This is a genomic window from Streptomyces sp. NPDC048258 (assembly GCF_043201995.1).
Taxonomy (GTDB): Bacteria; Actinomycetota; Actinomycetes; order Streptomycetales; family Streptomycetaceae; genus Streptomyces.
Map to the genome: position 1 here is coordinate 13759 of NZ_JBICZH010000005.1, position 13890 is coordinate 27648.

The window sequence follows — 13890 nt, forward strand, 5'->3', positions numbered from 1 at the left end:
CCGCGTACGTACGAGCGGGCTGGGATTTGCTACGCGCCGCGTACGTACGACCGGTGCGACGGGTCGCGGACCTCCCCGACCAGCATCTCCAGGACGTCCTCCATGGCGACCAGGCCCAGTACCCGCCCGGCCGCGTCCGCGACCTGGGCGAGGTGGGTGGCGTCCCGCCGCATGACGCTGAGCGCGTCGTCCAGCGGGAGGGTGGCGGACACGGTGGTCATCCGGCGCCAGACCCGCTGGGGCACGGCCCGCTCCCGGTCCTCCAGGTCCAGTACGTCCTTGACGTGCAGGTAGCCCATGAAGGCACCGCTGTCGGAGCGGACGGGGAACCGGGAGTACCCGGTGCGCACCGTCAGCTGCTCGATCTGGCGCGGGGTGACCGAGGGACCGACCGTGACGATGCGGTCCCGGGCGAGGAGCACGTCGGTGACCGGGCGGCTGCCCAGCTCCAGCGCGTCCTCCAGGCGCTCCTGCTCGACCGGCTCCAGGAGCCCGGCCTGCCGGGAGTCCTTGAGCAGCCGGCCGAGCTGGGCGCTGGTGTAGACGGCCTCGACCTCGTCCTTGGGCTCGACCTTGAAGAGCCGCAGGACGAGCTTGGCGCAGGCACCGAGCGCCGTGGTGACCGGTCCGCACAGGCGGGCGAAGGCCACCAGGCCGGGACTGAACCACAGGGCGGTCTTCTCGGGGGCGGCCATGGCGAGGTTCTTGGGGACCATCTCGCCGATGACCAGGTGCAGGAAGACCACGGCGGCGAGCGCGAAGGCGTAGCCGAGGGGGTGGATCAGTCCCCGAGGTACGTGGACGGCGTGGAAGACGGGCTCCAGCAGCCGGGCCACGGTGGGTTCGGCGACGGCGCCGAGGGTGAGCGAGCACATGGTGATGCCGAACTGCGCGGCGGCCATCATGCGGGGCAGGTTCTCCAGGCCGTGGAGCACCTGCCGGGCCCGCTTGGAGCCGGCCGCCAGGGGTTCGATCTGGCTGCGCCGTACGGAGACGAGTGCGAACTCGGCGCCGACGAAGAAGCCGTTGGCGAGGACCAGCAGCAGGGCGAAGAGGAGCTGGAGCACGTTCACCGGGTGGCGCCTTCCAGCTCGGCCGGCTGCGGGGCCGGTTCACCCGTGCGGCTCGCGCCGAGCCGTGCCGGGGCGGCGCGGCCGGACTCGGAGGCCGAGGCGAAGGCGGGCGCGGGCGCGGACCCGTGCGGAGCGGCCACGGGGGCCGCCGTCATCCGGACCAGCCGGACCCGTTCGGCGCGGTTGCGGCCGACCTGGCGGACGGACAGCCGCCAGCCGGGCAGCTCCGCCCGGTCCCCGGGAGCGGGGATCCGGCCGAGGAGGTCGGCGACGAGGCCGGCGACGGTCTCGTACGGGCCTTCGGGCACCTCCAGGCCTATCCGGCGCAGGGTCTGCACCCGGCAGCTGCCGTCGGCCTCCCAGGAGGGGCGGCCGTCCTCGGCGGGTACGGCGGCCAGCTCGGGGCCCTCGTCCTCGGCGAGGTCGTGCTCGTCGCGGACCTCTCCGACGAGTTCCTCCACGATGTCCTCCAGGGTGACCACCCCGGCGGTGCCGCCGTACTCGTCGACGACCACGGCCATCGGCTGTTCGCTGCGCAACCGTTCCAGCAGCGGCTGCACCGGCAGGGAGCCGGGCACCAGCAGCGGGGCGACGCAGATCCGCGCCACGGTGGTGCGGCCGCGCTCGGACTCGGGCACGGCGAGGGCGTCCTTGAGGTGGACCACACCGGTGATCTCGTCGATGCGGTCGCGGTAGACCGGGAAGCGGGACAGGCCGGTGGCGCGGGTCAGGTTGAGCACGTCGGCCGCGGTGGCCGTGTGCATCAGGGCGCTGACCTTCACCCGGGGAGTCATGACGTGCTGGGCCGTGAGCTCGCCCAGCGACAGGGTCCGTACGAAGAGGTCGGCGGTGTCCTGTTCGAGGGCGCCGGCCTGGGCCGAATGGCGGACCAGGGAGACCAGTTCGCCGGGGGTCCGGGCGGAGGCCATCTCCTCGGTCGGCTCGACGCCGAGCGCGCGCACGAGGCGGTTGGCGACGGCGTTGAGGCCGGCGATGACCGGCCGGAAGGCGCGGGAGAAGGCGTTCTGGGGACCGGCGACGAAGCGGGCCACCTGGAGCGGCCGCGAGACCGCCCAGTTCTTCGGGACGAGCTCGCCGACGACCATCTGGACGGCGGAGGCGAGCAGCATCCCGATGACCACGGAGACGCCGGAGGCGGCTCCCTCGGGGAGGCCGGTCGCGGCGAGCGGCCCGGCCAGCAGTGCGGCGAGGGCGGGCTCGGCCAGCATGCCGACCACGAGGGAGGTGATGGTGATGCCGAGTTGGGTGCCCGAGAGCTGGAAGGACAGCTCTCGCAGGGCCTCGACCACCGTGCGGGCACGGCGGTCACCGTCGGCTGCGGCGCGCTCGGCCTCGGGCCTCTCCACGGTGACGAGCCCGAATTCGGCTGCCACGAAGAAGCCGTTGGCGAGGATCAGGACGAAAGCCGCCGCGAGCAGGAGTAGCGGGATGGTCATGCCGCCGCCTCCGTGGGGAGGGCGGCGCGGGTATTACCGGACGATCCGTCCATTGCTGGAGGGAGTCACTCCTCAAGTCGCAGGTGACCCGCAGGCCCCGGGGGCCCCGGGGCAAGTGGGAGGGCGCACAGCTGCGCCCCGTCACCAGGGTAGTCATTGAGATCGTGGCCGCAACGGTACGCAGCCACGAGACTCGGTGGGCTCAGTGGTCGTTTGCGCCGGTTCCCCGGGTTTCGGCGAGGGCGCGCAGGGCGCGGGCGTCGCCGATCGCCTGGGCCTTGGCGACCCCGGGCTGGATGCCGAGGGCGGGCAGGCTGGTGCCGTCGCTGAGGTCGAGGAACACCCACGGGTCGCCGGGGCGGAGGTTGACGCGCAGGATCTGCGCCCACTCCAGGCGGCGGGTGGTGGTCAGATTGACCACGGTGACTCCGGCCTCGTCCGCGACCACCTTGGGGCGGCTGAGCAGGACGAGGACGGAGCTCAGCAGGACGGCGGTGAAGACGAAGCTGATCCGCTCCCCCGCGCTGAGGGTCTCCAGCAGGAAGGCGACCGCCGTGATGGTGACGAACATGGCGAGCCCGGCGCTCAGCAGGACGGCCCGGGTGCGGGTCGGCCGAAAGGTGACCGGCAGGGCGGGCGGTACGGGCTGGGCGGCGGACTCGGTCATGCGTTCGGATGCCTTCTGCGGTTGTCGTGCGGGTCGGGCAGCGGTGGGCCGGCCGGGCCGGCCCGCCGCGGCCTAGAGCCGGCAGGCGTGGATCGAGGTGGTGAGGATCGCGCGCGCGCCGAGCTCGTACAGGTCGTCCATGATCCGCTGGGCCTCCTTGGCCGGGACCATGGCGCGGACGGCGACCCAGCCCTCGTTGTGCAGCGGGGAGACGGTCGGCGACTCCAGGCCCGGGGTGAGGGCGACCGCGCGCTCCAGGTGCTCGGCGCGGCAGTCGTAGTCCATCATCACGTAGCTGCGGGCCACCAGGACGCCCTGGAGGCGGCGCAGGAACTGCTGGGCCTGCGGGTTGTCGGCGTCGGTGCCGTTGCCGCGGATGACGACGGCCTCGGAGGTGAGGATCGGCTCGCCGATGACCTCCAGGCCGGCGTTGCGCAGGCTGGTGCCGGTCTCGACGACGTCCGCGATGATCTGGGCGACGCCGAGCTGGATGGCGGTCTCGACCGCGCCGTCGAGGTGGACGACGGAGGCGTCGATGCCCTTCTCGGCGAGGTGCTTGGCGACGATTCCCTCGTACGAGGTCGCGATGGTCATCCCGTGGAAGTCCTCGGGGCCCTTCGCGGTGCCGGGGAGGGTGGCGTAGCGGAAGGTGGACCGGCCGAAGTTCAGCGGCAGGATCTCCTCGGCGCTGGCGCCGGAGTCGAGCAGCAGGTCGCGGCCGGTGATGCCGATGTCGAGCTTGCCCGAGGAGACGTAGATCGCGATGTCCTTGGGGCGGAGGTAGAAGAACTCGACCTCGTTCTCGGGGTCGACGACCACGAGCTCCTTGGACTCCTTGCGCATCCGGTAGCCGGCCTCATGGAGCATCGCCGACGCCGGTCCGGAGAGTGAACCCTTGTTGGGGACGGCGATGCGCAGCATGGGACTTCCTTTGATGCGTGGGTTTTGCGTGAATACGGGCGGGGTGTACGTGCCGGGGCTCAGAGGTGGGCGTAGACGTCGTCGAGGGAGATCCCGCGCGCCACCATCATCACCTGGACGTGGTAGAGCAGCTGGGAGATCTCCTCGGCGGCGGCTTCCTTGCCCTCGTACTCGGCGGCCATCCAGACCTCGGCGGCCTCCTCGACGACCTTCTTGCCGATGGCATGGACGCCCTTGCCGACGAGCTCGGCGGTACGGGAGGTGCTGGGGTCGCCGTTGGCGGCCTTGAGCTGGAGCTCGGTGAAGAGCTCTTCGAAGCTCTTGGAGGGTTTGTTCGCCATGATGGTCCTCAGAATACGGGGTTCCCCCACGCCACTCAGCGCCAGGGTTCGCTTACGGTCCGCAGGGTCATGGCGGTGGAGACGGCGGCGGTGACCGCTTCGTGCCCCTTGTCCTCATTCGACCCTTCGAGCCCGGCGCGGTCCAGCGCCTGCTCGTCGTTGTCGCAGGTCAGTACACCGAAGCCGACGGGGACTCCGGTGTCGATCGACACCTGCACCAGGCCCTGGGTGACGCCCTGGCAGACGTAGTCGAAGTGCGGGGTGCCGCCGCGGATGACCACACCGAGGGCGACGATGGCATCGTAACCGCGACCGGCGAGTACCTTCGCCACCACGGGGAGCTCGAAGCTGCCGGGGACGCGCAGCACGGTGGGCTCGTCGATGCCCAGCTCGTGCAGGGCCCGCAGGGCGCCGTCGACCAGTCCGTCCATGACCTTCTCGTGCCACTGGGCCGCGATCACGGCGACTCGGAGGTCTCCGCAGTTCTTCACGCTCAGTTCGGGTGCGCCCTTGCCGCTCACAGCTCTGCTCCTCGGTGGTTCGTGGATGTACGGGGGGTGTGCGTTCTTACTGGTTGCCGCAGGCGGACGTGGTCACGGCCTCGTCCAGCCAGGGCAGGTCGTGGCCCATCCGGTCCCGCTTGGTGCGCAGGTACCGCAGGTTGTGCTCGCCGGCCTCCACGGGCATCGACTCCCGGCCGGTGACCGCGATGCCGTGCCGTACGAGGGCGGCGGACTTGTCGGGGTTGTTGGTCAGCAGCCGGACGCTGCGGACGCCGAGGTCGGCGAGGATCTGCGCGCCGGCTCCGTAGTCGCGGGCGTCGGCGGGCAGGCCGAGCTCCAGGTTGGCGTCGAGGGTGTCGCGGCCGCGCTCCTGGAGTTCGTACGCGCGCAGCTTGGACAGCAGCCCGATGCCGCGGCCCTCGTGGCCGCGCAGGTAGACGACGACTCCGCGGCCCTCGGCCTTGATCCGCTCCATGGAGGCGTGCAGCTGGGGGCCGCAGTCGCAGCGCTGCGAGGCGAAGATGTCGCCGGTCAGGCACTCGGAGTGCATCCGGACCAGGATGTCCTCGGACGCGCCGCCCGGGCCGATCTCGCCGTGGACGAGGGCGACGTGCTCGACCCCGTCGACGGTGGAGCGGTAGCCGTACGCCGTGAAGTCGCCGAAGGCGGTCGGCAGGCTGACCTCGGCCTCGCGGCGCACGGTCGGCTCGGCGGAGCGGCGGTAGGCGATCAGGTCCTCGATGGAGATGATCGTCAGGCCGTGCTTGCGGGCGAAGGGGATCAGCTCCGGCAGGCGCAGCATGACGCCGTCCTCGCCGGCGATCTCGACGATGGCGCCGACCGGGCGCAGACCCGCGAGGCGGGCGAGGTCGACGGCGGCCTCGGTGTGGCCGTTGCGGACCAGGACGCCGCCGGGCTTGGCGCGCAGCGGGAAGACGTGGCCGGGGCGGACGAAGTCGGCGGGCTGGGACACCCCGCCCGCGAGCAGCCGCAGGGTGGTGGCGCGGTCGGCGGCCGAGATGCCGGTGGTGACGCCGTGGGCGGCGCTCGCGTCGACGGAGACGGTGAAGGCCGTCTGCATCGACTCGGTGTTGTGCTGGACCATCTGGGGGAGTTCGAGCCGGTCCAGCTCGGGGCCCTCCATGGGGGCGCAGATCAGGCCGCGGCACTCGCTCATCATGAAGGCGATGATCTCGGGGGTGGCCTTCTCGGCGGCGATGACGAGGTCGCCCTCGTTCTCGCGGTCCTCGTCGTCGACGACGACGATCGGGCGGCCCGCCGCGATGTCGCGGATGGCCTGCTCGACGGGGTCGAGGCGGAAGGTCTCTTCGGGGATGTCGGGCACGGGCTTGAGGGTGGTCATGCCGTTGCTCCTTCCAGGGCCGGGGCGGTGGTGGTGCGCGAGCGCTGGTACCAGTCGTAGGCGCCCCACAGCACGAGGGCGAAGTACACGACGTAGACGAGGCCGGAGAAGGCCAGGCCGTTGTTGAAGGCGAGGGGTACGCCGACCAGGTCGACGAGGAGCCAGGCGAACCAGAACTCGACGAGGCCGCGGGCCTGGGCGACCATCGCGACGATGGTGCCGACGAAGATGTACGCGTCCGCCCACGGGCTCCAGGACAGGTGCGGGAAGAGCGTGAAGAGGCCGCCGACGGCGAGGGTGCCCAGCGCCGCTCCGGCGAGGAGCAGGCCGCGCTCCTTCCAGGTGGCGGTGCGCACGGCGATGGAGCCGTCCTGGGCCTGCTGCTTGCCGCGCTGCCAGGCGCGCCAGCCCCATACGGCCACGCCGATGACCAGCAGCTGCTTGCCGACGCCGCCGGAGAGGTGGGCCGAGGCGTAGGCGGCGATGAGGATCAGGCCGGAGAGGAGCTGGGCGGGCCAGGTCCATATGGAGCGGCGCCAGCCGAGGGCGAGGGCGGCCAGGCCCATCAGGTTGCCGATCATGTCGGACCAGATGACCTTCTGCCCGAAGACGGCGAACGCCTCCGTGTTGAGCCAGGTCAGGGCGCTCACTGGTCGTCTCCCGTCGCGTGCAGCGGGTTCACGCCGGCGGCCAGCAGGCGTTCGACGTACTTGGCGAGGACGTCGACCTCCAGGTTGACCGGGTCGCCGCTCTGCTTGATGCCGAGCGTGGTCAGCGCGAGGGTCGTGGGGATGAGGCTGATGGTGAACCAGTCGGCGGCGGCCTCGACCACGGTCAGGCTGACGCCGTCGACCGTGATGGAGCCCTTCTCGACGACGTACCGCGAGAGGTGCTCCGGGAGGGCGATCCTGACGATCTCCCAGTGCTCCGACGGGGTGCGGGAGAGGATCGTTCCGGTGCCGTCCACGTGCCCCTGGACCAGGTGGCCGCCGAGCCGTCCGCCGAGCGCCATCGGACGCTCCAGGTTGACCCGGGAACCCTTGGTCAGCGCGCCGAGGCTGGAGCGGTTCAGGGTCTCCTGCATGACGTCGGCGGTGAACTCGCCGTCGGCGGTGTCCACGACGGTCAGGCAGACGCCGTTGACGGCGATGGAGTCGCCGTGCTTGGCGCCGTCGGTGACGAGGGGGCCGCGCAGGCGGAAGCGGGAGGCCTCCGAGAGCTGCTCGACGGCGGTGACCTCGCCCAGTTCTTCGACGATTCCGGTGAACACTCAGTGCTCCTTGGTGGCGGTGGCGGGGACGGGGACGGTGGCGGCGGGGACCGCGGTGATGCGCAGATCAGGGCCGACGCGGACGGCCTCGGTGATGTCGAGGCGCAACGCACCGGAGATGTTCTTGATTCCGGCGTCGGCGAGGGCCGCGGGGCCCGCGCCGAGCAGGGCCGGGGCGAGGTAGCCGATGACGCGGTCGACGGCTCCGCCTTCGAGGAAGGCTCCGGCCAGGGTGGGCCCGCCTTCCAGCAGGACCGAACGCACGCCGAGCGGGTTCAGGTGGGCGAGCAGGTCGTGCACGCCGATGCGGCCGTCACGCAGGGGCAGCCGGAGCAGCTCGACGCCGGGCAGGTGCCGCGTGTCGGCGTCCTCGCCGACGACGAGCAGGGTGGGCGCGGCGTCGTCGAGGATGCGGGCGGTCGGCCGGACCGTGGCCCGGGTGTCGAGGGCGATCCGCAGCGGTTGCGTCGCGCCTGCGACGCCGCGTACGGCGAGGTGCGGGTCGTCGGCGCGCAGGGTGCCGCCGCCCACCAGGACGGCGTCGCTCTCGGCGCGCAGCCGGTGGACGTCGGCACGGGACTCGGCGGAGGTGATCCAGCGGCTGCTGCCGTCGGCGGCGGCGCTGCGTCCGTCGAGGGTGGCGGCGTACTTCCAGGTGACGTGCGGCCGCCCGAGGCGTACGGAGGTCAGCCAGGCGGCGTTGCCCGCCGCGGCCTCCTCCTCCAGCAGCCCGGCCGAGGTGTCGACCCCGGCGCCGCGCAGGGTGGCGGCGCCGCCGCTGGCCTGCGGGTTCGGGTCGGGGACGGCGTAGACCACGCGGATGATCCCGGCCTCGACGAGGGCGCGGGCGCAGGGGCCCGTACGGCCGGTGTGGTTGCAGGGTTCGAGGGTGACGTACGCGGTGCCGCCCCGCGCGGCTTCGCCTGCCGCGCGGAGGGCGTGGACCTCGGCGTGCGGGCCGCCGGCCCGCTCGTGCCAGCCTTCGCCGACGACGGTGCCCGCGGGGTCGGTGATGACGCAGCCGACGACCGGGTTGGGGCTGGTGGAGCCGAGTCCGCGCGCGGCGAGCTCGATGGCTCGGCGCATGGCACGGATGTCCGCGTCGGGTGCTGCGTGCGCGGCGTGTGTCGCCACCGGGTCCTCCTGCCTCATCGGGCACGGACTCCGGGGCCTGTCGGGATACGACAGATGAAGCGGAACAGCTCACACGGGGACGCCGAGGCCGGAAAAACGGTCCGATCAGACATATCCACAGGGATATGCCGATGAACCGCCGACGGCGGCGTACCGGTCACTGGCCCGCCGCGCACTGCCTCCCATCCGGACTTTAACCGTCGGTCCAGGAATCTCACCTGGTCAACCGGCCGCTGGCTGCGGACGGGTCGCGGACTATAACCGCCGGTTCGGAATTACACCGACCCCGGAGTGCGCTGCTACTGGTACTGAAGCCAGTCTGCCACGGGTGATCGGCGGCCATGCGGGGGAAGCGCTGTGGCCTGGGTCACAAGACAGCCGTTCTTGAGCGAACGTATTGCGCCACCCGCACCCCCACCCGCACGCCACGCGTGCCCCCGTCCGGACTCCCGGCCGGGCTTTGGTCCAGACCTATTGACGGGTTGGTCTAGTCCTCTTAACGTTCCCTTCATCTTCCCGGGAGCAGCCCGTCCGATGTGCACGTCACGGGCCAACCAGCGCTACCTCTCTGCCTGTTGTTGCCCTGTTGTTGCCCTGTTGTGTCACGCCATCCTCCCCTCCCCAGGAGGCACCATGCTGTCCCCCACACGTACGAGAGCGATGCTCCTGGCATCCGGCGCCGCAATCGCCGGACTGCTGGTGGCCGGGCTCTCGACGGGCGTCTCGCACGCCGCCGACAACGAGAGCTGTCGCCCCGACGGGCTGTACAAGACGGCCGGTGTCGACGTCCCGTACTGCTCGGTGTACGACACCGAAGGCCGCGAGAAGATGGGCGCCGACCACCAGCGCCGCGTCATCGGATACTTCACCGGCTGGCGCACCGGCAAGGACGGCACCCCCGCCTACCTCGCCAACAACATCCCGTGGTCCAAGGTCACCCACCTGAACTACGCCTTCGCGCACGTGGGCGGCGACAACAAGATCTCGGTCGGCGCGGACAACGCGAACAACGCCGCCACCGGAATGACCTGGCCGGGCGTCGCGGGTGCCGAGATGGACCCGGCCCTCCCGTACAAGGGCCACTTCAACCAGCTGACGAAGTTCAAGAAGCAGTACCCGAACGTCAAGACGCTGATCTCGGTCGGCGGCTGGGCCGAGACCGGAGGCTACTTCGGGGACGACGGCAACCGCGTGGCCTCCGGCGGCTTCTACTCGATGGCCACCAACGCCGACGGCTCGGTCAACCAGGCCGGCATCGACACGTTCGCGGACTCCTCGGTCGAGTTCATCCGCACGTACGGGTTCAACGGCGTCGACATCGACTACGAGTACCCGACGACCATGAAGGACGCGGGCAACCCGCTGGACTGGCAGCTCTCCAACGCCCGCCGGGCCGGCCTCGTCAAGGGCTACGACGCCCTGATGAAGAGCCTGCGCGAGAAGCTCGACCGGGCCGGCGCCGCCGACGGCAAGCACTACCTGCTCACCGTCGCCGCGCCCTCCTCCGGCTACCTGCTGCGCGGCATGGAGACCTTCCAGATGCAGAAGTATCTGGACTACGTCAACATCATGTCCTACGACCTGCACGGGGCCTGGAACGAGTTCGTCGGACCGAACGCCTCGCTCTTCGACGACGGCAAGGACGCCGAGCTGGCCGCGGCGAACGTCTACGGCAGCTCCCAGTACGGCGGCATCGGCTACCTCAACACCGACTGGGCGTACCACTACTTCCGCGGCTCCATGCCGGCCGGCCGCATCAACATCGGTCTGCCGTACTACACCCGCGGCCACAAGAACGTGCAGGGCGGCACCGACGGCCTGTGGGGCAAGGCTCCGGCGACCACGTGCCCGGCGGGCGCGGGCCTGACCAAGTGCGGTGACGGCGCGGTCGGCATCGACAACCTGTGGCACGACAAGGACACCAACGGCGTCGAGGCGCCGGCCGGTTCCAACCCGATGTGGCACGCGAAGAACCTGGAGAAGGGGATCGTCGGCGACTACGTCACCTCGTACGGCTTCCCCGCGAACACCACGCTGACCGGCACCTACGCCCGCAAGTACGACGCGACGCTGGTCGCGCCGTGGCTGTGGAACGCGCAGAAGAAGGTCTTCCTGTCCACCGAGGACGAGCAGTCGGTGGCGGCCAAGGCCGACTACGTGGTGGACCGCGGCATCGGCGGCACCATGGTCTGGGAGATGGCCGGCGACTACGCCTGGAACGCCGCGAAGGGCCAGTACGAGACGGGCTCCACGCTCACCTCGCTGATGTACGACAAGTTCAAGGCGGCCGCCCCGTACGGCGCGAAGAAGTCCAACACCGCGCTGCCGACGCAGGCCGTGGACATCAAGACGGAGTTCACCGAGTTCAAGCTGGGCGACTCCAACTACCCGATCACCCCGAAGATCAAGATCACCAACAACACGCAGACGACGCTGCCGGGTGGCACCGAGTTCCGGTTCGACTACGCGACCTCGGCCCCGAACAACGCCTCCGACCAGTCCGGCTTCGGTACGACGGTGATCAGCAGCGGCCACACCGGCAGCAACGCCGGCGGTCTGAAAGGCGACTTCCACCGGGTGTCGCTGAAGCTCCCGGCCTGGCAGACGCTGGCCCCGGGCACCTCGGTCGACCTGGCGTTCAACTACTACCTGCCGGTCTCCACGCCCTCCAACTGGACGGTGACCGTCTCCGGCACGACGTACGCGCTCGCCGGGGACCTGGCGCGCGGCGTCACGGTGGTGCAGCCGGGCAGCACCACGCCGCCGACCACTCCCCCGCCCACCACGGCTCCGCCGACCACGCCGCCCCCGACCACCACGCCCCCGACGGGCGGCACGTGCACCAGCCCGGCGTACGTGGCAGGTCAGATCTACAACAGTGGCAACCTCGTCTCCCACAAGGGCCACACCTGGAAAGCACAGTGGTGGACGCAGAACGAGGAGCCCGGCACCACGGGCGAGTGGGGCGTCTGGAAGGACCAGGGCGCCTGCTGATGACACCCGACGGGTGAGGTGAGGACGTGAGGACCCGGTGGCCCGGCGGCCACCGGGTCCTCACGCGTGGCCTTCGGCATGCGGACGGTGGCCGGTCCGGCGAAGCTGGATTCCTCCAGCGGCAGCTGTCACGTTTCCGAGGGCTGTCCGGTCTCTGCTGGTGAAGGCAACGTTTCCAGCGAAGGGCAGGACCCCATGAGCACCATCCTCGTCACCGGAGGCACCGGCACCCTCGGCTCGCTCGTCGTCACCCGGCTCCGGGACGCCGGCCACGAGGTCCGCGTGCTGAGCCGGCACTCCCCGGACCACCCGGTCGACCTGCGGGACGGCAGCGGGCTGGCCGCGGCCATGACGGGCGCGGAGGTCGTCGTGCACTGCGCGAGCAACACGCGGGCCCAGGGCAAGGGCGACGACGTGGCCGCCGGGCACCTGATCGAGGCGGCCCGGCGGGCGGGGACCATCACGAACATCGTCTACATCTCGATCGTCGGCGTGGACGTGGTCCCCTTCGGCTACTACGAGATGAAGCTGAAGGTCGAGCGGCTGCTGGAGGAGTCCGGGCTGGGCGTGACGATCCTGCGCACGACCCAGTTCCACGACCTGGTGGAACAGGTGGTGGCCATGGCGGCGAAGCTGCCGGTCATGCCGCTGCCGAACGGGGTCCGGGTGCAGCCGATCGCCGCCACGGAGGTGGCGGACCGCCTGGCGGAACTGGCCGTCCCGGCCCCGTCGGGCCGCGTCCCGGACATGGGCGGCCCCGAGATCCGCACCCTGCCGGAGCTGGGCCGCGCCTACCTCTCGGCGACGGGACGCCGCCGCCGGGTGGTCCCGCTGCCGCTGTGGGGCAAGGCGTACGCGGGCTTCCGCCGCGGCGGCAACCTGACGCCCTCCCACGCGGCGGGCCGGGTCACGTTCGCGGAGTTCCTGGCCGCGCGGGAGCGGTAGGACACCCCCCAGGCCGCAGGGCGCTGAGGAGCCGTCAGCCGGACCCGTCAGCCGGATCCCCCGAACAGCACCTCCTGCGCCGCCTCGCGCGCGGCCAGCCGTGCCCCCGCCAGCACCGCCGGGCCGCCCAGGGTGGTGGCCCGGACCTCGGTGGGGACCGGGGTCAGCGTGGTCAGCCGGTGGGCCACCCGGGCCGCGAGGCCGGGGCCGCCAGCGAGGCCCAGTTCGCCCGCCAGGACCACGCATCCCGGGTCCAGGACCGCGGCGACCGCCGCCGCGCCCAGCGCCAGGCGTTCGGCCAGGGCTTCGAGGAAGGCCTCCCCCGCGGCTCCTGCCACGGCTTCCTCCCCCGGACCCGCGAAGCCGTGCTCGCGCGCCAGCGCCGTCACGGCGTCCCGGCCCGCCAGGGCGTGGAACCCGCCCCCGCAGTCGGTGGCCGAGGGCAGGCCGCCGGTGCCGGGGACGGGGAGGAAGCCGATCTCGCCCGCCCCGCCGGAGGCGCCCCGGCGCAGCCGCCCGTCCAGGACGACGGCGGCGCCCACTCCGGCGCCGAGCCACAGGAGCACGAAGGAGTCCAGGTCGCGGGCCACGCCCAGGCGCTGTTCGGCGAGGGCGGCCAGGTTGGTCTCGTTCTCGACGGCCACCACGGCGGTCAGGCTCCGCTGCAGCGCCGCCACCAGGTCCCGGTGCCAGGCCGGCAGGCCGTTGGTGTCGCGGAGTTCGCCGGTGGCGGGGGCGACCAGGCCGGGGGCGCCGATGACGACGGTGTGCAGTGCGCCGGCCCCGGCCTCCCGGGCGGTGCGCAGCAGGGCCGCGACCGCGTCCTCGGGGGCGCCGACGGGCAGGGCGGCCTCGGCCAGGGGCTGGCCGAGGAGGTCGGTGACCACGGCGGTGACGCTGTCCGTCCGCACGTCAAGGGCGGCGAGGTGGGCGCGGCGGGCGACGATTCCGTACAGCTTGGCGTTGGGGCCGCGGCGCTGTTCGCCGGACTCCCCGACGACTTCGATCAGCCCGGCTTCGGTGAGCCGGTCCACGAGGTCGGCGACCGACGGGCGGGAGAGGCCGGTCATGGTCTTGAGCTGGGTGGCCGTCAGCGGTCCGGCCTCCTGGAGGAGTTGCAGGGCCAGGCGGTCGTTGATGGCGCGCGCCGTGCTCGGTGAGGCGGGGGACGGTACCGGAGTGAGGGCTGGGGTCACGGTGCCCATCCTAGGGAGTCGAAGCC

The 13890-nt window shown here is 71.7% G+C and carries 13 protein-coding genes and 1 riboswitch; of the genes, 2 read left to right on the forward strand and 11 right to left on the reverse strand.

Features of this window, described 5'->3' with window-relative positions; all coding sequences use genetic code 11:
- Positions 1–29: 29 nt before the first annotated feature.
- The 10 genes from ACGFYQ_RS13710 to ribD form a co-directional block, all read right to left on the reverse strand.
- Complete coding sequence (locus ACGFYQ_RS13710; protein WP_393743348.1) at positions 30–1073, reverse strand: hemolysin family protein; 1044 nt, start codon at positions 1071–1073, stop codon at positions 30–32.
- Positions 1070–2530, reverse strand: a complete 1461-nt coding sequence (locus ACGFYQ_RS13715) for a hemolysin family protein (RefSeq protein ID WP_393743350.1) — start codon at positions 2528–2530, stop codon at positions 1070–1072. The genes ACGFYQ_RS13710 and ACGFYQ_RS13715 overlap by 4 nt, the downstream gene beginning before the upstream one ends.
- 202 nt (positions 2531–2732) lie before the next feature.
- Positions 2733–3197 (reverse strand): PH domain-containing protein, encoded by a 465-nt coding sequence (locus ACGFYQ_RS13720; RefSeq protein WP_393743352.1) that lies wholly within the window; start codon positions 3195–3197, stop codon positions 2733–2735.
- 72 nt (positions 3198–3269) lie between these two features.
- Positions 3270–4118: an ATP phosphoribosyltransferase gene (hisG, locus tag ACGFYQ_RS13725; protein WP_393743355.1), complete on the reverse strand. Its 849-nt coding sequence runs from the start codon at positions 4116–4118 to the stop codon at positions 3270–3272.
- Between the two features lie 59 nt (positions 4119–4177).
- Entirely contained in the window at positions 4178–4459 is a 282-nt protein-coding gene (locus ACGFYQ_RS13730) for a phosphoribosyl-ATP diphosphatase (protein ID WP_267054274.1), read from the reverse strand.
- Positions 4460–4494: 35 nt separating this feature from the next.
- Positions 4495–4980 carry a 6,7-dimethyl-8-ribityllumazine synthase gene (gene ribH / locus ACGFYQ_RS13735; RefSeq protein WP_215031692.1) on the reverse strand — a complete coding sequence of 162 codons (486 nt, stop codon included), beginning with the start codon at positions 4978–4980 and terminating at the stop codon, positions 4495–4497.
- A 46-nt stretch (positions 4981–5026) separates the two neighbouring features.
- On the reverse strand, positions 5027–6325 hold the full coding sequence (locus ACGFYQ_RS13740) for a bifunctional 3,4-dihydroxy-2-butanone-4-phosphate synthase/GTP cyclohydrolase II (RefSeq protein WP_393743358.1): 1299 nt from the start codon (positions 6323–6325) through the stop codon (positions 5027–5029).
- Positions 6322–6975, reverse strand: a complete 654-nt coding sequence (locus tag ACGFYQ_RS13745) for a nicotinamide riboside transporter PnuC (RefSeq protein ID WP_393743360.1) — start codon at positions 6973–6975, stop codon at positions 6322–6324. Before ACGFYQ_RS13745 ends, ACGFYQ_RS13740 begins: the two co-directional genes overlap by 4 nt.
- Positions 6972–7595 (reverse strand): riboflavin synthase, encoded by a 624-nt coding sequence (locus ACGFYQ_RS13750; protein WP_393743362.1) that lies wholly within the window; start codon positions 7593–7595, stop codon positions 6972–6974. The genes ACGFYQ_RS13745 and ACGFYQ_RS13750 overlap by 4 nt, the downstream gene beginning before the upstream one ends.
- On the reverse strand, positions 7596–8747 hold the full coding sequence (ribD, locus tag ACGFYQ_RS13755; RefSeq protein ID WP_393743364.1) for a bifunctional diaminohydroxyphosphoribosylaminopyrimidine deaminase/5-amino-6-(5-phosphoribosylamino)uracil reductase RibD: 1152 nt from the start codon (positions 8745–8747) through the stop codon (positions 7596–7598).
- 150 nt (positions 8748–8897) lie between these two features.
- Positions 8898–9028: riboswitch (FMN riboswitch) on the reverse strand.
- 334 nt (positions 9029–9362) lie between these two features.
- Here ribD and ACGFYQ_RS13760 point away from each other — a divergent pair.
- Together ACGFYQ_RS13760 and ACGFYQ_RS13765 are read left to right on the forward strand one after the other, a co-directional pair.
- On the forward strand, positions 9363–11723 hold the full coding sequence (locus tag ACGFYQ_RS13760; protein WP_393743366.1) for a chitinase C-terminal domain-containing protein: 2361 nt from the start codon (positions 9363–9365) through the stop codon (positions 11721–11723).
- 195 nt (positions 11724–11918) lie between these two features.
- Positions 11919–12668, forward strand: a complete 750-nt coding sequence (locus tag ACGFYQ_RS13765; RefSeq protein WP_393743368.1) for an SDR family oxidoreductase — start codon at positions 11919–11921, stop codon at positions 12666–12668.
- A gap of 47 nt (positions 12669–12715) precedes the next feature.
- Here ACGFYQ_RS13765 and ACGFYQ_RS13770 read toward each other — a convergent pair whose 3' ends face one another.
- The gene (locus ACGFYQ_RS13770) at positions 12716–13864 is read right to left on the reverse strand and encodes an ROK family protein (RefSeq protein WP_393743370.1); all 1149 of its coding nucleotides are present in this window, start codon (positions 13862–13864) and stop codon (positions 12716–12718) included.
- Positions 13865–13890: the final 26 nt, after the last annotated feature.